Raw genomic sequence first — 22,389 nt, forward strand, 5'->3', positions numbered from 1 at the left:
ACATGGGTCTGCGCGGGGAAGCCGCGATCGTCGGCTACGTGGAGCTGCCCCCGGAACGGCTCAACAAGGCCACCCCGGCCCCGTTCACACTGGAACAGTGGGCGGAGCTCGGCGCCGCCGCACTCGACGACGCCGGACTGTCGGGGGAACTCGTGGACGGGATCGTCACCACCCACCTGAGCGAGTCGGAGATCTTCGTTCCCTCGACGGTGACCGAATACCTCGGTGTCCGTGCGAATTTCGCCGAGATGGTCGATCTCGGCGGGGCCAGCGCGGTGGGGATGGTGTGGCGCGCCGCCGCCGCGATCGAGCTGGGCATCTGCGACGTGGTGCTCTGCGCGATCCCGGCGCGTTACCTCACTCCCACCTCGCCGAAGAAGCCGAAACCGCTCGTCGACGCGGTGTTCTTCGGGGCGTCGAGCAACCAGTTCGGTTCTCCGCAGGCCGAATTCGAGATCCCTTATGGGAATCTCGGCCAGAACGGCCCGTACGGTCAGGTCGCGCAGCGCTATGCCTCGGTGTACGGCTACGACGAGCGCGCGATGGCCAAGATCGTGGTGGACCAGCGCTTCAACGCCAACCACACCGAGGGCGCGGTGTGGAAGGACAAACCGCTGACCATCGAGGACGTGCTGGCCAGCCCCGTCATCGCCGATCCGTTGCACATGCTCGAGATCGTGATGCCGTGCCTCGGCGGTGCCGCGGTGGTGGTGGCCGGCGCCGAGGTCGCCGCCCGCGCCAGGAACCGGCCGGTGTGGATCAAGGGGTTCGGGGAGCAGGTGCCCTACAAGACGCCGACCTACGCCGAGGATCTGCTGCAGACGCCGATCGCGCGAGCCGCCGACACCGCGTTCACGATGTCGGGGCTTACCCGTGACCAGATGGACATGGTGTCGATCTACGACTGCTACACGATCACCGTGCTGCTGAGTCTGGAGGACGCGGGGTTCTGCGAGAAGGGCAAGGGCATGGAATTCGTGTCACAGCACGACTTGACCTTCCGCGGCGACTTCCCGCTCAACACCGCGGGCGGTCAGCTCGGCTTCGGGCAGGCGGGGAACGCGGGCGGCATGCATCACGTGTGTGACGCGACCCGCCAGATCATGGGACGCGCCGGTGAAGCGCAGGTCGGCAATTGCAACCGTGCGTTCGTGTCCGGCAACGGCGGCATCCTGTCCGAGCAGACCACCCTCGTGTTGGAAGGGGACTGACGATGAGCACACCGACCTTCGAACGGCCGATGCCGGTCAAGACCCCCACCACGGCTCCCTTCTGGGATGCGCTCGCCGAGCACCGGGTGATGATCCAGTATTCGCCGTCGTCGCAGTCCTACGTGTTCTATCCCCGGGTGCGAGCCCCCAGGACGCTCGCGAACGACCTGGAGTGGCGCGAGATCTCGGGGATGGGGACGGTGTACTCGTTCACCGTGGCGCGCCGCCCCGTCGGCCCACACTTCGCCGACGCCGTGCCCCAGCTTCTCGCGATCGTGGAGTGGGACGAGGGGCCGCGGTTCTCCACCGAACTGGTCAACGTCGCACCCGACGACGTCGAGATCGGTATGCGGGTCAAGCCGGTGTTCTGCGACTACCCCGAGCACGACGTGACGATGCTGCGCTACGAGCCGGCTGACCGCTGACACGAGGCCTTGGGTCCCGCCGCGCAGTGTCGTCCACCCGAAGGGAGATGTCCGATGACCGACCGACGAGCGCTGGCGCGAGGAGAATGATGACCAGAGACGACCGTCAGGAGATCAGCGACGTCCTGGTGCGGTATGCGACGGGCATCGACACGCGCGACTGGCCCCTGTTCCGAACGGTGTTCACCGACGACTGCGAGCTCGACTACGGCGAGATCGGCACGTGGCGCGGTGTGGACGCCGTCGTGGAGTTCATGACGGCCACCCACGAGATGGCGGGCTACACGCTGCACCGGATCACCAACCAGGCCGCCACGGTGGACGGCGATACCGCCACGGCGCGCGCCTACATCGACGCGCTGATCATGGCGCAGGACAACACCTCTGGTGTCAGCGCCGTGGGTTTCTACGACGACGAGCTGGTGCGCACGGACACCGGCTGGCGGATCCGGCGTCGCACGTTCACGCCGGTCCTGATGCGGACGATCTAGTCCGACACCAGCTTCCGCAGCGGCTGGCGCGCCGTCTCGCGCATGGTCAACACCGTCAGGAAGGTGACCACCGCCGCCGCGATCACGTAGAACGCCGGCGCGATGTCATTGCCGGTCCGCGACACCAGCCATGTCGCGACGTACGGTGCGGTGCCGCCGAAGATCGCCACCGACACGTTGTATCCGATCGAGTAACCGCTGGACCTCACCCTGGTCGCAAACAGTTCGGCGCCGGCGGCAAGTGAGGCGCAGACGAACACGGCCTCGATGGCGGCCAGCGCCGCGTGCGCAGCGATGGCCGCCGCCAACGAACCGGTGTTCAGCAACAGGAACAGCGGGTAGGCGAACACCGCGAACCCGATCGACCCGGCCAGCAGCAGCGGCTTACGGCCGACACGGTCCGACAGTGCTCCCAGCGGGGGAATCAACACGATGCCCACCAGGCTCGCGACGGTGATGGAGTAGAACGCGTCGATCTTGCTGAACTCCAGCGTCCTGGTGAAATAGCTTGGCAGAAACGTGTATACGACGTAGAAGCCGACGTTGTGGACCACGACGAGGCCGATGATCTGCAGGATGGGACGCCACGACGTCGTGACGGCCTCCTTCAGTGGCGAGGTCGACACCTCCCCGGACTCGCGCAGCGCCTCGAACTCGGGGGTGTCGCCGAGTCGCAGACGGATGTAGAGCCCCACCGCGCCAAGGGCCCCGGCGATCAGGAACGGGATCCGCCATCCGAAGCTGTTCATCGCGGACTCGGAGAGCGTCGCCTCCAGTGCGGTCACCGTCACCGAACCCAGCAGAAAGCCCACCACGACCGACCAGACCAGGAACGAGACGACGAAACCGCGGTGTCTGTCGGGCGCATACTCGGCCAGAAAGCATGCCCCGCTGCCGTATTCGCCACCGGCGGAAAACCCCTGCAGGCAGCGCAGCAGCAGGAGCAGGATGGGGGCAAGCACGCCGATCGAGTCATAGCCGGGAACGAGGCCGATCGCCAGGGTCGACGCCGACATCAGCAGGATCACCAGGGCCAGCACCCGTTGCCGCCCGATCCGGTCGCCGAGCGGTCCGAAGAAGAATCCGCCCAGCGGACGCATGAAGAAGGCCGCGGCGAAGATCGCGAACGTGTTCAGCAGCGCCGCGGTCTCGTCGCCGGGCGGGAAGAACTTCTCGGCGATGTAGGTGGCGAGGAATCCGTAGATCGCGAAGTCGAACCACTCCACGGCGTTGCCGATCGCCGCGCCGCGCACCGCCCTGCTGACGGCCCCCGGTGCGGCAGGCCGGGTCTCCTTGACGGTCATGGGCGTCCTCCTGGCGGGTCGAAGATACGCCTGCATTCCCGCTCGAGTCGGACAGTTAACTTCCGGACGGTGTGTACAGGTCGGTGGATTCCGAGCGTCCCCGCAGCCTGGCCTCGCCGTGGGCAGCCCAGAGCCGCTGCTCGGCGCCGCTCGCCTGGGACAACACCGTCCCCGAACACAGGGTCCGGCCGTCGAACTCCTTGGCGCGGTCGGCCAGGCGGGCGGCCTCGTTGACGGCGTCACCGACCACGGTGTACTCGTAGCGGTTCCTGGCGCCGATGTTGCCGGCGAACACCGGCCCGGCGGAGACGCCGATCCCGAAATCGACCGGCAGCTTGTGTAATTGCCGCGCCAGGATTCGAGCGGTCGACAGTGCCGCCGAGGCCGGGTCGTCGATCCGAAGCGGTGCGCCGAACACCGCCAGGGCCGCGTCGCCCTGGAACTTGTTGACCAGCCCGTGTGACTCGTCGACGGCGGCGACCACGATCTCGAAGAAGTCGTTGAGTACCTCCGCCACCTCGTGGGGTTCACGCTCGTTGGCCAACTGTGTCGAGCCGACCAGGTCGATGAACAGGATCGCGACGTCGCGCTCGTCGCCGGTGGACGCGTCGTTCTGCGCCGTGGCCTGCTCGAAGGCGCGGCGCGCGACTTCCTCACCGACATGGCGGCCGAACAGGTCGCGGAGCCGATCGCGCTCCCGCAGGCCGGCCACCATCCGGTTGAAGCCGCTCTGCAGTCGCCCGATCTCGGACCATTCGTAGACGTCGATTGTGCGGTCGAGCTTCCCCTTCTCGACGTCGGCCATCGCGTCGGCCACCTCGTCGAGCGGATCGGAGATCGACATCGACACCAGCAGCATCGAGCGCAGCCCGAGGACCACGGCGACCAGTGCCAGCACCACGAGGGCGAGCTCGATCGGGGACGATTCGTCGAGCAACCAGTTCCGCGACCGCAGGATCAGCAGCACGGCGATCGCCGAACCGGGCAGGGCGGTGCACACCACCCACGTGAGCACCAGTCGGACCCGCACCCCGGGCGAGCCCGGAGGTGCGGCGTCGGCGGGTACCCCGGCGAGCAACGGCCGGACTGTCCGCAGGGTGAACAGGTACCCGGTGCTGACGGTGGCGATCGCGCCGAACAGCAACGCCGTGGTGAGCACCACGAACACCGTGGCCGGGGCGTGCAGGTTGAGTGGAACCAGGATCGCCGCCGTCAACAGCCACGGCGCGAGGGTGATGGCGGCCTGGCGGCGCATCGTCTTCGCCGTCGTCCGGATTTCGGCGGGGGTGGGCGGTCTGCCGGAGTCCAACCAACGCAGCGACGGTCGGACGATCAGCACGGCGCCGAGCGCCACCGTGGCCGTGCCCACCAGGCCGACCACCGTCAGCGTGATCACGTTGCCGACGGTGACCACGCTGCGGCCGGCGAGCGACACCACGATGGCGACGACCTCGGCGAGCGTCAGCACATACGCCGACGTGAGACCCGCGGCGTACCTGATGAGCAGGCGGCGTGGCCTCACACGGCCGAAGGTATCAGTCGCGTGCCGGGAGCGACTCGGGCATCTCAGTCGCTGGCGGGCAGCGGCTTGGCCTCCTTGAGCGCCAACGGGGTGGAGCCGATGCTCAGCGTGCCCTTGCCCGCCTTGGTGACGAGTACCTCGGCGCCGCCGTCGTCGACGTAGCGCTTGCCCATCAGGGTGCCGTCGGCCAGTGCGTCGTCCAGCGACAGACTCTCGTCGACGGCCTCGCCGATCGGGACCATGGGTGCCCCGCCGGCGCGCAGGTCGTCGAGGCTGTCGGCGCTTCGGACCACGATCACCTGGGTGTCGCAGACCTGGCTCTGCAGGCGGGTTCCGTTCTTGATCATGCAGGGGCTCCTTACGTCGCGCCGGCTGAGCCGGCAATCGTTAAACAGCCGGCTGTGCCGGCGATGGGTCCTGGTTCAGTTCGTCGACGAGTTCGCGGCGCAGCACCTTGCCGGTTGCGTTGGTGGGCAGCTCATCCCGGAACACCACCCGATCCGGGGTGCGGGAGCCTCGGAGTTGCGAACGGACGTGACTGCGCAGGTCCTCGACGTCGGGTTCGGTCCCCGGCTGCGCGACCACGACGGCGACGATGATCTGGCCCCACTCCGGATCGTCGGCGCCCACGACCGCGCAGTCGCGGACGTGCGGATGCTCGACGAGGACATCTTCGATCTCGGCGGGCGCGATGTTCTCGCCGCCGCGGATGATGGTGTCGTCGGACCGGCCGCCGATGAACAGATAGCCCTCCTCGTCGAGGAACGCCACGTCCTTGGTGGGGAACCAGCCCTGTTCGTCGAGCACGGATCCGATGTCGGTGTACTTGCCCGACACCTGCTCGCCGCGGACGAACAGCTCACCGGTCTCGCCGGCACCCAGCACGGTGCCGTCGTCGGCGCGGATCTCGACCTCGATGCCGGGCACCGGCTGGCCCACCGAGCCGAGTCGTCGGATGGCGGCCTCGTCGGAGGCGGCCAGTGCGGCGCGGTGGTCGTCAGGCGTGAGGACCGCAATGGTGGAGCTGGTCTCGGTCAGGCCGTATGCGTTGACGAATCCGACCGCGGGAAGCAACGACAGTGCCTTGCGCACCAGCGGCAGCGGCACCTTGGAGCCGCCGTAGGCGAGTGTCCGCAGAGTCGGCAACGTCGTGCCCCGGGTTTCCAGAACCGACACGATCCGGTCCAGCATGGTGGGCACCACGGTCGCCGAGGTGACGCCTTCGCCGGTGACCAGGTCGACCCACCTCCCTGCGTCGAATTGCGTCAGGTACACCATCTTTCGGCCGGCATACAGGTTCGAGAGCGCGGCGCTGACACCTGCGATGTGGTACGGCGGCACGCAGATCAGTGCCGCGTCATCGGGTTCGGCCGAGGCGAATTCGACCGTCCCCATGATGTAGCTGGTCAGGTTGGCGTGGCTGAGTTCGACGGCTTTCGGCTTGGACGTCGTACCTGAGGTGAACAGCACGACGCCGACCGCGTCGGGGTCGGCGAACTCGGCCGCGGGTTCGGCTGTGCGCGCAGCGTCGAGGAACTCGGCCGAGCCGATCGTCCGGTAGCCGTCACCGACCGCGTCGCGGTATTCGTCGTCGACAACCACCAGAGGGTCGGGCAGGCGGTCGAGCAGGGCCCGCAGGCCGTCGGCCGACAACCGGTAATTCAACGGCGTCACGGGCACCGCCGCGCGTGCGGACGCGAACAACAGCAGCGGCAGCATCGCACCACCCGCGCCGACGTAGGCGACGTGTCGGGCGCCCGACGCGGCGATGACACCGGCACCGCCATCGGCAAGCGCGCTCAATTCGGCCGTGGTGAGCCGTAGATCGTCGGAGACCACCGCGGTGCGGTCGGGTCCGGCGTCCTTGGCCATCTCCAGCAGCAGCGAGATGCTCATGACACGCGCCCGTCGACGAAGATGTCGAGGATCGGGTCGTCACCGCCGCCGTAACCGGACAGGTCGGTGACACCGGAGTCGGCCAGCACCGCGGCGTCGATGTAGCACTGCCCGTTCACCTCCGCCGGCGGCCGTGACAGGATCTGCACCGCGGCGTCGCCCATGATCTCGGGGCTGCGGGAGGACTTCACCAGATCGCCACCGTCTGCGAGGTTGCTCACCGCCGATGTCGCGATGTAGGTCTCCGGCCACAGGCAGCTGAATCCGATTCCCGCGTCTGCATATTCGCTGGCCCAGCCCAGCGACAGCAGGGTCATGCCGTATTTGGACAGCGTGTAGGTCGGGTGGGCGCCCAGCCAGTGCGGGTTCATGTTCAGCGGTGGGGCCAGCGTGATCACATGCGCCCCCGATGTCGACTTCCGCAGATGCGGCAGGGCGGCCTTCGTCAGCAGGAACGTGCCGCGGACATTGATGTCCATCATCAGGTCGAACTTCTTGGCCGACAGCGCTTCGGTCGGTTCGGTCGCGATGGCGCTGGCGTTGTTGACGACGACGTCGACACCGCCGAAGTGCTCGACCGCGGTGTCGATCGCGCGGGCCACGTCCTCTTCCTTGCGGACGTCGCCGACCACCGCCACGCCCTTGCCGCCCGCGGCCTCCACGTCGGCCACGGCGGTGTGCACGGTGCCCGGCAGCTTCGGGTGCGGTTCGGCGGTCTTGGCCAGCAGCACGACGTTGGCACCCTGCCGGGCGGCGCCGAGGGCGATGGCCAGGCCGATCCCGCGGCTGCCTCCGGAGACCACCATGGTGCGGCCGGCGAACCGTGTGCCGCCGATGTCGCCGGTTTCGTTCGACGTTCCAGACAATGGGTGCCTCCTCATCGGCGCCGGGTATTGCCATTCTCACTTTAGGCGAATCCCATAATCGCTGTGTGCCGGGGTTTCGGCCCGAGGGATGGGGAGCTGGCACATGCTGCTGCGTGCAGCTTTCCCTCATGCGGTATTGGCATTCTCATTTTTTGCAAGTACGTTATCGACTGATGAGCGAGCAAGTCCACCCTCTGGTAGAGACCCCGTCCGGGATCCCGCTGGAACCCGTGTACGGACCCGGCGACCGCGCGGCCGACCCGCCACCGCCGGGCGAGTATCCGTTCACCCGCGGGAACTTTGCGTCCGGTTACCGGGGCAAGACCTGGACTTTCCGGCAGTATTCGGGTTTCGGCACCGCCGAGGAGTCCAACCGCCGCTACCGCTACCTGCTCGAGCAGGGTGGGACGGGCCTTTCTGTCGCCCTGGACCTGCCCACGCAGTGCGGGTATGACTCCGACGACGCCGAGTACGGCGAAGAGGTCGGCCGGGTGGGCGTGGCGGTGGACACTCTCGCCGACGCCGAGATCCTGTTCGACGGCATTCCGCTGGACAAGATCAGCACGAGCTTCACGATCAACGGCACGGCGGCGATCCTGCTGGCGTTCTACGTCGCGGCGGCCGAGAAGAAGGGCGTGCCGCGGGAGAAGCTCACGGGCACGATCCAGAACGACATCCTCAAGGAGTACGCGTCGCGCGGCACCTGGATCTGGCCGCCGGAGCCGTCACTGCGGTTGATCGCGGACACGATCGAGTTCTGCGCCGCCGAGGTGCCGAAGTTCAACGCGATCTCGGTGGCAGGCGCGCACTTCCGTGATGCCGGCGCCAACGCGGTGCAGGAGATGGCGTTCACCCTCGCCGACGGTGTCACCTACTGCGACACCGTCGTCGAGCGCGGCCGGATGACCATCGACAAGTTCGCCCCGCAGATCTCGTTCTTCTTCTACACCCACGGTGACTTCTTCGAGGAGATCGCGAAGTACCGCGCCGGGCGCCGGCGGTGGGCCACGATCGTTCGGGAGCGCTACGGGGCCACCACGGACAAGGCGTCGATGTTCCGGTTCGGCTGCGTCGCCGGTGGTGCGTCGCTGTACGCACCGCAGGCGCAGAACAACCTCGTTCGCGTCGCCTACGAGGCGATGGCCGCGGTGCTCGGCGGCGTGCAGTCGATGTTCACCGCGGCGTGGGACGAGCCGTTCGCGCTGCCCTCGGAGGAGTCGGCGACGCTGGCCCTGCGCACCCAGCAGATCCTGGCCTACGAGACGGGCGTGACGAAGGTGGCCGATCCGTTGGGCGGCTCCTACTTCGTGGAGGCCCTGACCGACGCCACCGAGGAGAAGATCATCGAGATCATGGCCGATCTCGAAGCGCACGGTGGCATGGTGCGCTGCATCGAGGACGGCTATCTGCAGGGTCTGATCGCCGACGAGGCATTCAAGATCCACAAGGACGTAGAAACAGGGCGTCAGGTCGTTATCGGCGTGAACAAATTCGTGGTCGACGAACCGCCGCCGGACCTGGCCACCTACGAGCTCGACGCCGAGGGCCGCGACAAGCAGCTCAAGCGACTGGCAAAGGTCAAGGCCGACCGCGACGACGTGGCGGTCAAGGAGGCGCTCGCCGCGCTGGCGCGCGCCGCCGAAGGCGATGACAACCTGATGCACAAGTTGATCGACTGCGCCAACGCATATTGCACGGTGGGAGAGATGGTGTCGACGTTGAAGTCGGTGTGGGGCGAGTTCCAGCAGCCGGTGGTGTTCTAGGTATGGGCGTTCGGGTACTGGTCGCCAAACCCGGTCTGGACGGCCACGACAGGGGAGCCAAGATCGTCGCGCGCACGCTGCGCGACGCGGGCTTCGAGGTGATCTACACCGGAATCCGGCAACGCATCGAGGACATCGTGTCCATTGCGCTGCAGGAGGACGTTGCACTGGTGGGTCTTTCGATCCTGTCGGGTGCTCACGTCGCGCTGACCACCCGCACTGTGGACGCGCTGCGCGCCGCCGACGCCGGTGACATCGCCGTCGTGGTCGGGGGCACCATCCCGCAGGGTGACGTCCAGAAGTTGCTCGACGCCGGTGCCGCCGCGGTGTTCCCGACCGGGACGTCGCTGGAGGACCTGGTGCGCGACGTGCGGGCGCTGACCGAGAAGGTGGAGCAGTCGTGAAGCTAGGCGTGATGATCGGGGCCGAGCGCGGCGATATGGCGCGCAAGGTCGGCAAGTTGGTCTCCGACATCGAGTGGGCCGAGTCGGCGGGCCTGGACACCGCGTGGATGCCGCAGGTGCCCAACGACTTCGACTGCCTGACGATGGTGGCGCTGATGGCCGCGCACACCTCACGTATCGAACTCGGCACCGCCGTCGTGCCGCTGCAGGCGCAGCACCCGATCGCCCTTGCCCGTCAGGCGCTTTCGGTGCACGCGATGGCGCAGGGCCGGCTGGCCCTCGGTGTCGGACCGTCGCATCACTGGATCGTGCGCGACATGCTGGGGCTTCCGTATGAGAAGCCCGCGGCGTACACCCGGGACTACCTGGAGGTGCTCAACGCCGCACTGGCCGGCCCGGGCGACGTCGACGTGGAGAACGACACGTTCACCGTGCACAACCCGACGGTCCTCGGTGCCGAACAGCCGCTCCCGGTGCTCGTCGCCGCCCTGGGGCCGGTGATGCTGCAGATCGCCGGGGAGCGGGCCGACGGTACCGTGCTGTGGATGGCTGACGAGAAGGCGATCGGCGGGCACATCGCGCCGAAGATCAACAAGGCGGCGGCGGAGGCGGGCCGTCCCGCACCGCGCATCGTGGCCGGCATCCCGGTCTGCCTGTGCGCGAACTCCGAGATCGACGCCGCCAAGGACCGGGCCAACCGGATCCTGGCCGAGGCGGAGACGTCGCCGAACTACCAGAAGCTGCTGGACCGCGGCGACGCGCGCAGCGTCGGTGACCTCTGCGCGGCCGGAGACGAAGACGCGATTCTAGCGCGCTTCAAGCAGTTCGCCGATGCGGGTGTCACCGATCTGTCGGTGCGGTTGCTGCCGATCGGGGAGACCCGGGACGAACTGGTGGCCTCGAAGTACCGGACGCGCGAGGTGATCGGCGAGCTCGCGAAGGCCGTGCGATGAGCGCTTGCGCGAAGAGCCGAGGGCCGCGATGAGCGCTTGCGCGAAGAGCCGAGGGCCGCGATGAGTTCCGGCCCGTTGGCCGGCATCCGGATTCTGGAGGTCGGCGTCATGTTGGCCGGGCCGTACGCGACGATGATGCTCGCCGATCTCGGCGCCGAGGTGATCAAGATCGAGCCGCCGGGCGGGGAGATCTCGCGCCAGGTCAGCGACAGCTATTTCGCCAGCCTGAACCGCAACAAGCAGAGCGTGGTGCTCGACCTCCGGTCCGAGCAGGGCCGTCGGCGGCTGGGTGAACTGGTGGCGGATTCCCATGCGCTGCTGGTCAACATGAAGCCGTCGGCGATCCGCCGGCTGGGCCTGACCTACGACTCGCTCAGAGAATTCAACGAGAGCATCGTCTGCGTCGCGATGACCGGCTTCGGGCTCGACGGCGGCGACGACCCGGCCTTCGACTACGTGATCCAGGCGGCGACGGGCGTGGCCGCGATGACGGGCGACCCGCAGGGGCCCCCGACGCTGCCGGGGTACTCGTCGGCCGACAACTCCACCGGGCTCACCGCGGCGCTGGGTCTGCTGGCCCAGATCGTGTCGGGCCGGGGCGGGCAGGTCGACGTGTCACTGCAGGACGTGATGCTCTCGCAGTTGAACTACCGCGCCGCGGCGTACCTCAACGACGGCATCGAACCGCAGCGCCATCCGAACGGCGCGCATTCGTATTACGTTCCTGCGCAGCTGTTCCCGACGGCGGACGGCTACCTCGCACTGTTCATCACCCATGACGGCTTCTGGGCGGCGTTCGCGGCAGAGGCGGGCATCGAGGGGTTCCCGACGATGGCCGAACGTGCCGAGCGTCGTGACGAGGTGCTGGCACTGGTCAGCGCGGCACTGGAGACGGACACCGCGGCCAACTGGCAGCACAGGCTGCGTCCCTTGGGGATTCCGGTCGCAGCGGTGCGCACGCTGCCCGAGGCGCTCACCGCCACGCCGGAGGCGTTGATCACTGCGGGGGAGTTCAGGTTGGTCGGCAGCCCCATCCGGATCGCGGGGTATCAGCCGGCGTACCGCCCGGCGCCGCGGCTCGACGAGCACGCCGACGCCGCGGCTCACTCGTCGTAGCTGACCGTGACATCCGGGGTGTCGGGGACGGCCTGGCAGGTGAGCACGTATCCCTCGGCCACCTCGTCCTCGGTGAGCGCGTCGTTGACCCGCATCGTCGCGGTGCCATCGGTGAGCAGCGCCATGCAGGTTCCACAATTGCCCGCTTCGCAGGAGAACGGTGGTCCCATCCCCGCGCGGCGGGCGCTCTCCAGCAGCGTCTCGTTGGGTCGATGCGCCACCGACGCGGTGCTGCCGTCCAACGTGATCGTGATGGTGCCCGACGTCGGCGCGTCTGCGGCTGTCACTACGGACCCCGCTCGCGGTGTCTGCGGGTCGGTCATATAGCCCTCTCTCGACATTGTCATTCTGATAATAGGAGAATAATATTCTCCTCGGCAAACGGTAGTCCTCTCGCAACCATCATCCATGACTCCCGGAAGGGGCGCGCGCGACGTGAGTGATCCTTGGGCGCTCGCCTTCGAGGATCGGCAGTACAGTCTCGCCGACCTTGACGCGCTGGCCGGCGGTATGGCGGCCGAGTTGCATCGGCGCGGCGTCGCGGCGGGATCGCGGGTCGCGGTGATGTCGTCCAACCGTCCCGAGTTCGTGGTCGCACTCCGCGCGATCTGGCGGCTGGGCGCGTCCGCGGTGCTGCTGAGCCCGGCCTGGAAGCAGGCCGAGGTCGGCCATGCGCTGTCCCTGACCGAACCGACGCACGCCGTCGGTGATCATCCCGTGCTGGCCGGGTCGATGCCGATGCTGTCGCTCGACGAGGAGATCGCGCCGGTAGCGCACGGCGCGGTGCAACCCGCCCCCACCCCTGACGCCGATGCGGTGTTCGTGTTCAGCTCTGGAACCACCGGCATGCCCAAGGCGGTCCGCCACACGCATGCCTCACTGGCCGTCGCGGTGCGCCACTGGCGCGCTGCGCTCGGGCTGACCTCCGCGGACCGGATGCAGGTGATGACGCCACCGTCGCACATCCTGGGGCTGCTCAACATCGTGATGGCGCTCGACACCGGCGCGTGGATCAGACTGCACCGACGTTTCGACATCGACGCGATGCTGCGCCATATCGAATCCGATCGCATCACCATCGAGATGGCGGTCGCGCCGATCGCGCTCGCACTGTCCGCGCATCCGGGCCTCGAGGAACACGACCTGTCGTCGCTGCGCTACATCATGTGGTGTGCCACGCCGGTGACTCAGACTGTCGCCGAGGCGGTTTCGGCGCGTACCGGCGCCACATGGGTGACGGCCTACGGCGCCAGCGAGCTTCCGGTGATCTCCTGCAACGATCTGCAGGACGCGCGTCTTGACACCGTCGGGCGCGCCGTCGCGGGGGTCGACATCCGCATCGTCTCGCTGGAGTCGGGGGCCCCGCTCGGACCCGGTGACGAGGGCGAGATCCAGGTGCGGTCCGATTCGGCGATGGCCGGCTATCTGCCGGATCATTGGACGGCCGACGCCTTCTGCGACGGCTGGTACCGAACCGGCGACGTGGGCAGCCTCGACGCCGACGGCTGGCTGCGGATCACCGACCGCGCCAAAGAGATGATCAAGGTGCGTGGCTTTCAGGTCGCGCCGGCCGAGGTCGAGGCGGTGCTGCACGGTCACCCCGCCGTCGAGGACTGTGCGGTGTTCGGCGTCCCCGCCGCCGACGGCGAGGCGATCGTCGCTGCCGTCGCGGCGAGCGGTCCTTTGGACACCGACGACCTCGTCGCGCTGGTCGCCGAAAGGCTGGCCGGCTACAAGCGACTGAGTCAGGTCTTTGTCGTGGACGAAATCCCGCGCCTGCCATCGGGCAAGGTGCTGCGGCGAGTGTTACGGGAGCGGGCGATGAGCGCTCGCGCGGAGAGCGGAGGATTCGGTGGACGTCCGTCTGACCAGTGAACAACAACAGTTGCGTGATGCTGCCGCCGAGGTCGCCGGTGACTTCGGACCGGGATCGGTGGCCGACCTCGATGACCAGGCGCGCCGGACGCGGCTGGAGAAAGCCGTGGACGCCACCGGTTTCCGGACCCTGCGCTCCGACGGCGCGTCCGCCGTCGAGGTGGCGATCGTCGCTGAGGAGTTCGGCCGCGGACTGGTCGACGTGCCGTTCTTGGGGCCGGTGCTGGCCGACGACCTGCAGCGCAGGCTCGGACGGGACGTCGGCGCGGCGCCCAACACCGCCCCGGAGTCCGTCGACCTGACGGGAAGCCTTGCGGGAGTGGTGGAGTCGCCACCGGAGTTGGCCGACCTGTCCGACGACGAGTCGGGCCGCTGGTATGCGCTGGCCTTGGCGGCGACCACGGCGGACATCATCGGCGCGGCACGTGGCACCCACGCGCTGGCCACCGAATACGCCAAGGTGCGTGAACAGTACGGCTCTGCGATCGGCTCTTATCAGGCCGTCGCGCACATGCTCGCCGAGAGCCTGGCGTTGATCGAGGGGTCGATCAGCGTGGCGCGGCACGCCGCCTGGGCCGTCGACGAGCTTCCGGTGCGGGAGGCCGTCGAGGCGGCCCGGATCGCCAAGATCTACTCCGCACGGGCCGCGATGACCGTGTGCGAGACGTCGATTCAGGTGCACGGCGGCATCGGCAACACCTGGGAGTGCCTGGCCCACATCTATTTGCGCCGCGTGCTGGCCGCCACCGAGACCTGGCCCGCGAAACTGGAGGAGCTGACCATTGGACTTTCGTGATTCGCCCGAGGAGGCCGCATTCCGCGACCGGTTGCGTGGCTGGCTGAGCGAGCAGAAGGGTAAGTTCCCGACTTCCGGTGACGCGTACTGGGCCAAGGCCGGCGAGTGGCATCAGGCGCTCTTCGGGGCCGGGTTCTTCGGCACCTCATGGCCGAAGGAGTACGGCGGCCAGGATCTGCCTCCCGTGTACGACGTCATCGTCGACGAGGAGATCGCCAAGGCCGGGGCCCCGGCGCGGCCGAGCCTCGGTTATCTCGTCGTCGGTCTCAGTCACCACGGCAGTGAGGAACTCCGGCAGCGGTTCCTGCCCGGCATGATCAACGGTTCCGAGCGGTGGTGCCAGGGGTTCTCCGAGCCGGGTGCGGGGTCGGACCTGGCGTCGCTGACGACGACTGCGGTCCGCGACGGTGACGAGTACGTCATCCACGGGCACAAGATCTGGACGAGCTACTCCGACGTCGCCGACTGGTGCCTGCTGCTGGCCCGCACCGACAAGGACGTGCCCAAACACAAGGGCATCTCGGCGTTCATCGTCAACATGCATCAGGCAGGGATCGAACAGCGTCCGCTGAAGATGATCAGCGGCGTCACCAAGGAGTTCGGCCAGGTCAGCTTCGACGGTGCCCGTGTTCCCGCCGAGAACATGGTCGGCGCGCCCGGTGAGGGCTGGAAGCTGGCGATGACAGTCGTCAGCCACGAACGCGAACCATCGACCCTCGGGTTCTCCGCCCGCTACGGAAAAACGGTGCGCCAGATGGCCTCTCGTCTCGACGGCGCGCCGAACCAGGAGTTGTTGTGGGCCTGGGTGCAGACCGAGATGCTGCGGCTGCATGTGCGCAGGCGGCTTTCCGAGCAGCTCGACGGCCTCACCCACGGACCGCAGGGGTCGCTGGACAAACTGCTGATGACCTGGGTCGAGCAGTCTGTCGGCCACGCGGCGCTGGCGACCGTCGGCACCTCCGACGAGGAGCTCTTCGGCGCCTACATGTACAGCCGTGCACAGAGCGTCATGGGCGGTACGTCGCAGATCCAGAAGAACATCATCGCGCAACGCATCCTCGGACTGGGGGCCTAGACATGTATGGAATGCCGGAGGAAATCGACGTTCGCGCCGACGGTGCACTGCGCATCATCACGCTGAACCGTCCGGACGATCTCAACGCGGTCAACGACAATCTGCACGTCGGGCTGGCCAAGATATGGGAGGAACTCAACGAGGACGCCGGCGCGCGTGCGGCCGTCATCACCGGTGCGGGCCGGGCCTTCTCGGCGGGCGGCGACTTCAATTACCTCGACGAGTTGCGTAACGACGAGGCCTTGCGGCAGAAGACGATCAAGCACGGCCGTGATCTGGTGATCGGTATGGTGCGCTGCCGGATCCCGGTGGTGGCGGCGGTGAACGGACCAGCCGTCGGCCTTGGCTGCAGCCTGGCGGCGCTGTCGGACGTCGTGTACATCGCCGAGAATGCGTTCTTCGCCGACCCGCATGTGTCGATTGGGTTGGTGGCCGCAGACGGCGGCCCGCTGGTGTGGGGCTCGCAGATCAGCCTGCTGCAGGCCAAGGAGTTCGCGCTCACAGGTGTGCGGATCAAGGCGCAGCGTGCGGTCGAGCTCGGCCTGGCCAACCACGTCGTCGACGACCCGGTGGCTGAAGCGATCGCGTGCGCGAAGAAGCTCATCGAGCTTCCGCAGCAGGCCGTCGAGGCCACCAAGCGCCTGATGAACATTCAGCTGGAGAAGTCTGTGATGGCGTCGCTGGACTACGCCAACCTGGCGGAGTACGTGTCGTTCGGGACGGCCGATTTCAACAAGATCGTCGACGGCCTGATCGCCAAGAAGTAGAAGCAGCTTCGAATAGCACCCCTCACCCCCTCACCCCTTTCCCCTTGCCGCGAGCGTGCGTGTCTGCAGTCGACACGCCGTGCTCGGGGCCAACTTTGCGCACGCTCGTGGATGCGCGGCGGGCAGTCGACACGCCGTGCTCGGGGCCAACTTTACGTACGCTCGTGGATGCGCGGAGGACGGTTGCTCGTGTGCCCCGCGCCGACTTTGCGCACGCCTGCGGGTTCGGGGGAGACGGTCACTCGTGTGCCAGGCGTCTGTCGCTGATGACGAGAGTGCGCAAAGTTCGTACTTCATGCGGCGTGTCGCCCTCTGACACGCACGCTCGCGGTAGGAAAGTGAGGGCCTCTGACACGCACGCCCGCGGTAGGAAAGTGCTGCGGTCAGAAGGTGAGGGCCTCGGAGCGCTGGATGGTGCCCGTGATTCCCGAGGCGTCTTGTCCGGCAAGGAAAACCGCGGCGTCGGCCATGGCTTCGGGGGGCTCGACCATCTCCGGCGGGATCTGCATGCCCGCGCCGCCGGCCTGCCAGCCCTCGGTGAGCACCACGCGCGACGGGCTGAGGCAGTTGACCGCGATGTTGTCCGGTTTCAGGTCCGCGGCCAGGCCGAGGTAGAGCCGTTCGACGGCGGCCTTGGACACCCAGTAGGCGTTCGCGCCGTGGTCGGTCATGTTGACGCCGGTGGTGGTCACCGCGATCAACGAGCCGCCGCCGCGTGCCCGGACATGCGGTATGACGGCCTTGGTGACCAGGAAGACGCCAGTGGTGTTCACGTCGAGGCACAGCTGCCACCGTTTCAGCGGCGTCGTCTCGATCGGCCCGAGCCACAGCACCCCGGCGTTGGCGACGAGAATGTCGATGCCCCCGAACTCGGCCACTGTCTCGGCGACCGCGGCGTTGACGGACTCCTCACTGGTGACGTCGCACGCCACCGGCAGCGCGCGGCCGCCGGCAGCGGAGATGCCTTGTGCGACAGAGCCGATGGTGCCGGGAAGCTTGCCCTCCTGTTCGGAGCGGGCTGCCACGGCCACCGACGCGCCCGCGCGTGCCAGCGCCGCCGCCACGGTGGCGCCGATGCCGCGGCTGGCGCCGGCGACGAACGCGACCTTGCCGTGAAGTGTCATTTCTCGGTCATTTCGGGGGGAACCGCAACGCCCCGTCCAGGCGGATGACCTCACCGTTGAGGTAGTCGTTCTCGATGACGCTCTGCGCCAGCTGCGCGTACTCGGTCGACCGGCCCATCCGCTTCGGGAACGGCACCTGCGGGCCCCAGTACTGCTCGAGCTGATCGGCGGCCTTGCCGTAGGCCGGGGTGTTGATCGTGCCGGGGGCGATCGTCACCACACGAATACCCAACGGGGACAAGTCGCGCGCGGCGACCAGCGTCATGCCGATCACGCCGCCCTTGGCTGCCGAGTAGGGGAGTTGTCCGATCTGCCCCTCGTAGCCGGCCACGGACGCGGTGTTGACGATGACGCCCCGGCCGCCCTCTTCGAGCGGCTCAGTCTTGGCGATCGCCGCCGCCGAGAGCCGCATGATGTTGAACACCGCGGTCAGGTAGAACTTGATGGTGGTCTCGAAGGCCTCCATGCTCAGCGGGGAGCCGTCCTTGCCGACCAGCCGCCCGCCGCCGGCGGGGCCGCCGTGGGTGTCGACCGAGATCCGCAGGGGTCCAAGGGATTCGGCTTCGGTGATCGCGGCGTTGACGGACTCCTCGGACGTGGCGTCGGTGCGCACGTAGCGCACACCGAGCTCGGATTCCAGTTGCCTGCCCTTGTCGTCGGCCAGGTCCGCGATGACCACCTTGGCGCCCGCGTCGTGCAGCCGCCGGACGGTCGCCTCGCCGAGGCCGCCCGCGCCGCCGACAACCAGAGCCGAACTTCCGGCGATCTGCATAACGTCCCTCCTTGAAACGGTCACTCTCTAGCAAAGAGAATATCATTCTCGACAATGGAAGGGTCCTTCGACGAGGGGGCGCTCGGCTGCGTACCCTCTGTGAGGTGACCATCGAGGAGCTCATCGCCGCTGCTCGCGGCGGCTCACAGCGTGCGACCGGCCGGTTGCTGAGTTTCGTCGAGAGCCCACGCCGCGACGAGGTGCTCGATGCTCTTGGTGACCTCCTCCCGGCGCAGGTCGTGGGTATCACGGGTCCGCCCGGTGCGGGAAAGTCGACGACGGTCGGTGCCCTCGTCGGGGCGTATCGGCTCGCCGGTAAGCGAGTGGCGGTGCTGGCGGTGGACCCGTCGTCGCCGTACAGCGGCGGTGCGCTGCTGGGTGACCGTATCCGGATGGCCGCCCACATCAACGACCCCGACGTGCTGATCCGGTCGGTGGCCACCCGTGGGCACCTGGGTGGGCTGGCCGCCGCGGTGCCCGCGGCGATCCGGTTGCTGTCGGCGCTCGGCTATGACCTCGTGATCCTGGAGACCGTAGGGGTCGGGCAGTCGGAGATCGAGATTGCCGCGGTGGCCGACCCGACGGTGGTGATTCTGAATCCGGGTGCCGGTGACGCAGTCCAGGCCGCCAAGGCGGGGCTGCTGGAGGTCGCCGACGTCGTGGCGGTGAACAAGGCCGACCGTGACGGGGCCGACCAGACGGTGCGTGACCTGCGCGCCGAAACCGATGTCCCGATCCTCAAACTTGTTGCCGCCCAGGGGGATGGCATTGCCGAGCTGAAGGAGGTGATCGAGGCCCACCACCGCGCGGACAACCCGGCGCGACGGGCGGCGCGGGCCCGTTCACAGGTCCTGTCCCTGGCGCAGTCTCTGCTGCGCCAGCACGCCGGTCTGGACGGCCTCGCGGAGTCGGTGGCCGAGGGCCGCATGGACCCGTATACGGCGGCCGCGCGCCTGATCGTGCCCGATTCGGCCAACTGAGCTATTCGGGCAGGTCGATCAGTCTCCTGGTGTAGTGCAGCAGCTCGCGGCGCAACGTGTCGTCGTCGATGTCGGCGACCAGAGGATGCATGACGCCGACGGCGATGGCTCCGGAGAGCATCGCGGCGGTCAGCTTCGCCTCGCGGCCGGCATCGCCGACCAGCACCGCATACAGCCGTGCGATGAAGGCCTGGAACGGCTGATGGCTGGCGAGGAACTTGATGATGACGGGGTCGAACTGCAGTGTCGCCACGTGCCTTCGGCGCTCGATGGCTTCATCGATGACCTGGTTGAGCAACAGTTCGCGAGCCCGCGGCGCGGACTCCTCGGCCTCGGCGGCCTCCAATGCGTCTTCGAGCCTGCCGAATTCGCGCTCGGTCAGCGCGATCACGATGTCGTCCTTGCTCTTGAACTGGCGGTAGACCGCAGCCTTGGTCACTCCCATGGAGTCGGCGATCATCTGCAGCGACGTGCCGCTGACGCCGTGTTCGGAGATCAGGTCGAGCGCGGCATCGAGTACCCGCGTCTGCGCAGCGGTGCGCGTGATTGCACTGAACCTGGTGCCGGCCGTCGTCACACCGACGAGGGTAGCCGATCGGCTACCACATCTCAGTCTCCGTCAGGGGGCTGACTTGCCGGTCGCGGCGGTGTAGCCGGCGCGATAACCGAACACCATGGCGGGGCCCAGGGTGCCGCCCGCGCCGCCGTACGCCTTACCGGTGGCACCGGCCATCGCGTTGCCGGCGGCGAACAGTCCGGTGATGGCGGTGCCGCTGACATGCAGCACCCGTCCGTCGCGGTCGGTGCGCGGACCGCCCTTGGTGCCCATCGCGCCGATGGACACCGGCACCGCGAAGTACGGGGCGGTGTCAATCGGGCCGAGCGTCTGACCCGCCGTGGTGGTCGCCGTGGTGTCACCCCAGTAACCGTCGTAAGCGCTTGCGCCACGGCCGAAGTCGGGATCGTGTTCCTGCGTGACGTTGGAGTTCCAGGCGGCCAGGGTGGCGCCCAGCCCCACGGGGTCGATGCCGGTCTTCTCTCCGAGTTCTTCGAGATCGGCGGACTGGCAGAACCATTCGGGGACGGGCCCGTCGGGATCCACCCCGAGGAACCCGTAGTGCTTGAGGTGGATCGAATCGAACACGATCCAGGCCGGGTCGTTGGCATAGCCGAGCTTGGGATCCAGGAAGTGGAACGGCCCCGCCATCGAGTTGTACTCGCCGGCCTCGTTGAGGAACCGCCTGCCTGCCCGGTTGACGATGATGCTGCGCGGCCGGGTGCGCTCCAGGCGGACGCTGCGGCTGCGGGGCTGACCCTCGAAGGTGTCGCCGGGGATCTGCACGATGGGGACCCACCACGCTTCACCCATGTTGGCCAGGTCCGCCCCGTGCGCCATCGCCATCCGCAGTCCGTCGCCGGTGTTGTTCGGCGGTGATACCGCGCCGCGCATCGGGCCCCGCAGGTACGCTTCCACCAGCCGCTGGTCCCATTCGAATCCGCCGGTGCCCAGGACGACGCCGCGGTGTGCGCGCACCCGGAAGTCGCTGTCGCCCTGCTCGATTCGCACCCCGGTGATGCCCAGCGGGTCGGCGATCAGCTCGACGGCGCGCGCCTCGGTGTGCGGCGTGATGCCCCGGTCCAGCAGGCTGCGCAGCAGTCCCGCGATCAGCGCGGTGCCGGCGACACAGTAGTCCCCGGACTCGTTGTCGACCGCCGCGTGGATCCGCGCCCTGGTCTCCGCATCGATCCCGACATTGCTGAAGTCGGCGGGAAAGGAAGTGATCCGGTCGCGCCAGTCACCGAGCCGTGCCAGGTCGAACGGCCCGGCGTGCAACGACCGCCCGCCGCCGGGTTTGCCGCCGGGCAGCTCCGGTTTGTAGTCGGGGAAGCCGGCCGCGACCTCGAACACGAGATCGCTGTGCGCTTCCAGGAAATCGAGCATCGGTGCGCCGCTCTGCACGAACGTCTCGACCAGTTCGTCGTCCATGTAACCCAGGGACTGTGCGCGCAGGTAGGCCATCGCGTCCTCGGCGGTCAGCTCGCCGTCGCCCGACCGGGGGTGTGCAGGAATCCACACGATCCCGCCTGACACCGCGGTTGTTCCGCCGACCGTCTCGGCCTTTTCATAGACCTCCACCGTGGCGCCGTTCACCGCGGCGGTGAGCGCCGCGGTGAGTCCCGCGCCCCCACTACCCAGTACGACGACGTCGGCCTCATGGTCCCAGTCGGTCATCACTGTCTCCTTCCGATGTTTCGGCTGCACGGCCCGGGTCAGTTGAGGGCTTCCGACAGTTCGGCGGCAGCCTTGATGACCGAGTCGCGCCCGTCGAGTACGACGTCCTCGCGGTGCGAGATCAGGTTGATGCACGTCGGCGGCGACGGGGGTCTGCGGCGCACCGGCACCGCCAGGCCGTAGGTGTTGGGTTCGATCTCGCCGTGGGTGATCACCCAGCCCTGCTGGCGTGTCTGCTGGACGAGGTCCCGCTCTCCGGGGCGCGGCGGCATGCTCGCCAGCAGCGCGATGCCTGCGGCTCCACGGTCCAGCGGATAGCGGCTGCCTTCGTGGAAGGACAACTGGTAGAAGACGTTGGTCGGCACCATCACCGCGATGGCGACCTGTTGATCGCCCTCGGCGACGAGCAGTGACACCGTGGTGCCGAGTTCGTCGGCCAACGCGCGCAGGGTGGGCACGCACAGTTGGCGGACGTTGTTGTCGAACGACGCGCCGAGTACGGCCAGCGCTGCCGCCGACCGGTATCTGCCGTCCTCGCCTTTGGCGACGAATCGGTACTGCGCCAGGGTGCTCAGGAGCCGGTACGCGATGGTCCGGTGCACGCCGATGTCCTCGGCGACCTGGCCGACGGTGAGTCCCGTGGGCGACTTGGCAACCAGCTGAAGCGCGTTGAGGCCACGGGCAAGGGTCTGCGAACCGGGTGCACCGGCACCCGCAGTGGCGGGCCCGGGCTCACCCGTGACGGGCGCTTGGTCACCGGCCGGTCGATTCATGCGGACCTTCCTTGACAGATTCCTGTCGAGAGAGTGATGCTCT

At 68.0% G+C, this 22,389-nt stretch carries 23 protein-coding genes; 12 read left to right on the forward strand and 11 right to left on the reverse strand.

The window, feature by feature from the left end; genetic code table 11:
* The first annotated feature begins 2 nt into the window (after positions 1-2).
* The 3 genes from BN976_RS14525 (at position 3) to BN976_RS14535 (ending at position 2,127) form a co-directional block, all read left to right on the forward strand.
* Positions 3-1,211, forward strand: coding sequence for a thiolase family protein (locus tag BN976_RS14525; RefSeq protein ID WP_011781424.1), 1,209 nt, complete (start codon positions 3-5; stop codon positions 1,209-1,211).
* A 2-nt stretch (positions 1,212-1,213) separates the two neighbouring features.
* Complete coding sequence (locus tag BN976_RS14530; protein ID WP_036371598.1) at positions 1,214-1,636, forward strand: Zn-ribbon domain-containing OB-fold protein; 423 nt, start codon at positions 1,214-1,216, stop codon at positions 1,634-1,636.
* A gap of 86 nt (positions 1,637-1,722) precedes the next feature.
* Positions 1,723-2,127, forward strand: a complete 405-nt coding sequence (locus tag BN976_RS14535) for a nuclear transport factor 2 family protein (protein WP_036371600.1) — start codon at positions 1,723-1,725, stop codon at positions 2,125-2,127.
* Here BN976_RS14535 and BN976_RS14540 read toward each other — a convergent pair.
* From BN976_RS14540 to BN976_RS14560, 5 genes are read right to left on the reverse strand one after another with little or no spacing between them, the layout of a single operon-like run.
* Positions 2,124-3,431, reverse strand: coding sequence for an MFS transporter (locus tag BN976_RS14540; protein ID WP_036371605.1), 1,308 nt, complete (start codon positions 3,429-3,431; stop codon positions 2,124-2,126). The two genes, BN976_RS14535 and BN976_RS14540, sit on opposite strands and share 4 nt — an antisense overlap.
* Positions 3,432-3,486: 55 nt before the next feature.
* Positions 3,487-4,953 carry an adenylate/guanylate cyclase domain-containing protein gene (locus tag BN976_RS14545; protein WP_011781420.1) on the reverse strand — a complete coding sequence of 489 codons (1,467 nt, stop codon included), beginning with the start codon at positions 4,951-4,953 and terminating at the stop codon, positions 3,487-3,489.
* 44 nt (positions 4,954-4,997) lie between these two features.
* Entirely contained in the window at positions 4,998-5,300 is a 303-nt protein-coding gene (locus BN976_RS14550) for a hypothetical protein (RefSeq protein ID WP_036371606.1), read from the reverse strand.
* Between the two features lie 40 nt (positions 5,301-5,340).
* Entirely contained in the window at positions 5,341-6,849 is a 1,509-nt protein-coding gene (locus BN976_RS14555; RefSeq protein ID WP_036371607.1) for a class I adenylate-forming enzyme family protein, read from the reverse strand.
* Complete coding sequence (locus BN976_RS14560) at positions 6,846-7,715, reverse strand: SDR family oxidoreductase (RefSeq protein WP_011781417.1); 870 nt, start codon at positions 7,713-7,715, stop codon at positions 6,846-6,848. Before BN976_RS14560 ends, BN976_RS14555 begins: the two co-directional genes overlap by 4 nt.
* A 173-nt stretch (positions 7,716-7,888) precedes the next feature.
* On the opposite strand from BN976_RS14560, the gene BN976_RS14565 reads away from it, so the two are divergent.
* From BN976_RS14565 to BN976_RS14580, 4 genes are read left to right on the forward strand one after another with little or no spacing between them, the layout of a single operon-like run.
* Positions 7,889-9,478, forward strand: coding sequence for a methylmalonyl-CoA mutase family protein (locus tag BN976_RS14565; protein WP_036371608.1), 1,590 nt, complete (start codon positions 7,889-7,891; stop codon positions 9,476-9,478).
* A gap of 2 nt (positions 9,479-9,480) precedes the next feature.
* Positions 9,481-9,882 (forward strand): cobalamin B12-binding domain-containing protein, encoded by a 402-nt coding sequence (locus tag BN976_RS14570; RefSeq protein WP_011781415.1) that lies wholly within the window; start codon positions 9,481-9,483, stop codon positions 9,880-9,882.
* Positions 9,879-10,835, forward strand: coding sequence for an LLM class F420-dependent oxidoreductase (locus BN976_RS14575; protein ID WP_011781414.1), 957 nt, complete (start codon positions 9,879-9,881; stop codon positions 10,833-10,835). Before BN976_RS14570 ends, BN976_RS14575 begins: the two co-directional genes overlap by 4 nt.
* A 60-nt stretch (positions 10,836-10,895) precedes the next feature.
* Positions 10,896-11,951 carry a CaiB/BaiF CoA transferase family protein gene (locus BN976_RS14580; RefSeq protein ID WP_011781413.1) on the forward strand — a complete coding sequence of 352 codons (1,056 nt, stop codon included), beginning with the start codon at positions 10,896-10,898 and terminating at the stop codon, positions 11,949-11,951.
* Here BN976_RS14580 and BN976_RS14585 read toward each other — a convergent pair.
* Positions 11,939-12,274: a 2Fe-2S iron-sulfur cluster-binding protein gene (locus BN976_RS14585; RefSeq protein ID WP_011781412.1), complete on the reverse strand. Its 336-nt coding sequence runs from the start codon at positions 12,272-12,274 to the stop codon at positions 11,939-11,941. The two genes, BN976_RS14580 and BN976_RS14585, sit on opposite strands and share 13 nt — an antisense overlap.
* 112 nt (positions 12,275-12,386) lie before the next feature.
* On the opposite strand from BN976_RS14585, the gene BN976_RS14590 reads away from it, so the two are divergent.
* Genes BN976_RS14590 through BN976_RS14605 form a run of 4 tightly spaced genes read left to right on the forward strand, consistent with a single transcriptional unit; the run spans position 12,387 to position 16,464 of the window.
* Entirely contained in the window at positions 12,387-13,826 is a 1,440-nt protein-coding gene (locus BN976_RS14590; protein WP_011781411.1) for a class I adenylate-forming enzyme family protein, read from the forward strand.
* Entirely contained in the window at positions 13,804-14,622 is an 819-nt protein-coding gene (locus BN976_RS14595) for an acyl-CoA dehydrogenase family protein (RefSeq protein WP_011781410.1), read from the forward strand. Before BN976_RS14590 ends, BN976_RS14595 begins: the two co-directional genes overlap by 23 nt.
* On the forward strand, positions 14,609-15,697 hold the full coding sequence (locus BN976_RS14600) for an acyl-CoA dehydrogenase family protein (protein WP_011781409.1): 1,089 nt from the start codon (positions 14,609-14,611) through the stop codon (positions 15,695-15,697). Before BN976_RS14595 ends, BN976_RS14600 begins: the two co-directional genes overlap by 14 nt.
* Before the next feature lie 2 nt (positions 15,698-15,699).
* Entirely contained in the window at positions 15,700-16,464 is a 765-nt protein-coding gene (locus BN976_RS14605) for an enoyl-CoA hydratase/isomerase family protein (protein ID WP_011781408.1), read from the forward strand.
* A gap of 383 nt (positions 16,465-16,847) precedes the next feature.
* Here the strand turns inward: BN976_RS14605 and BN976_RS14610 are convergent, their stop codons facing one another.
* Entirely contained in the window at positions 16,848-17,588 is a 741-nt protein-coding gene (locus tag BN976_RS14610; protein ID WP_011781407.1) for an SDR family oxidoreductase, read from the reverse strand.
* Positions 17,589-17,595: 7 nt separating this feature from the next.
* Positions 17,596-18,360, reverse strand: a complete 765-nt coding sequence (locus BN976_RS14615) for an SDR family NAD(P)-dependent oxidoreductase (protein WP_011781406.1) — start codon at positions 18,358-18,360, stop codon at positions 17,596-17,598.
* A 104-nt stretch (positions 18,361-18,464) separates the two neighbouring features.
* Here BN976_RS14615 and meaB point away from each other — a divergent pair, with 104 nt between their 5' ends.
* The gene (meaB, locus tag BN976_RS14620) at positions 18,465-19,340 is read left to right on the forward strand and encodes a methylmalonyl Co-A mutase-associated GTPase MeaB (protein ID WP_036371611.1); all 876 of its coding nucleotides are present in this window, start codon (positions 18,465-18,467) and stop codon (positions 19,338-19,340) included.
* A gap of 1 nt (position 19,341) precedes the next feature.
* Here meaB and BN976_RS14625 read toward each other — a convergent pair whose 3' ends face one another.
* From BN976_RS14625 to BN976_RS14635, 3 genes are read right to left on the reverse strand one after another with little or no spacing between them, the layout of a single operon-like run.
* Entirely contained in the window at positions 19,342-19,917 is a 576-nt protein-coding gene (locus BN976_RS14625) for a TetR/AcrR family transcriptional regulator (RefSeq protein WP_011781404.1), read from the reverse strand.
* Positions 19,918-19,959: 42 nt separating this feature from the next.
* Positions 19,960-21,573 carry an FAD-dependent oxidoreductase gene (locus tag BN976_RS14630; protein WP_011781403.1) on the reverse strand — a complete coding sequence of 538 codons (1,614 nt, stop codon included), beginning with the start codon at positions 21,571-21,573 and terminating at the stop codon, positions 19,960-19,962.
* A gap of 38 nt (positions 21,574-21,611) precedes the next feature.
* Positions 21,612-22,346, reverse strand: coding sequence for an IclR family transcriptional regulator (locus BN976_RS14635; RefSeq protein ID WP_011781402.1), 735 nt, complete (start codon positions 22,344-22,346; stop codon positions 21,612-21,614).
* Between the last annotated feature and the right edge of the window lie 43 nt (positions 22,347-22,389).

The organism is Mycolicibacterium austroafricanum, assembly GCF_000612725.1.
GTDB classification, from domain to species: Bacteria; Actinomycetota; Actinomycetes; order Mycobacteriales; family Mycobacteriaceae; genus Mycobacterium; species Mycobacterium austroafricanum.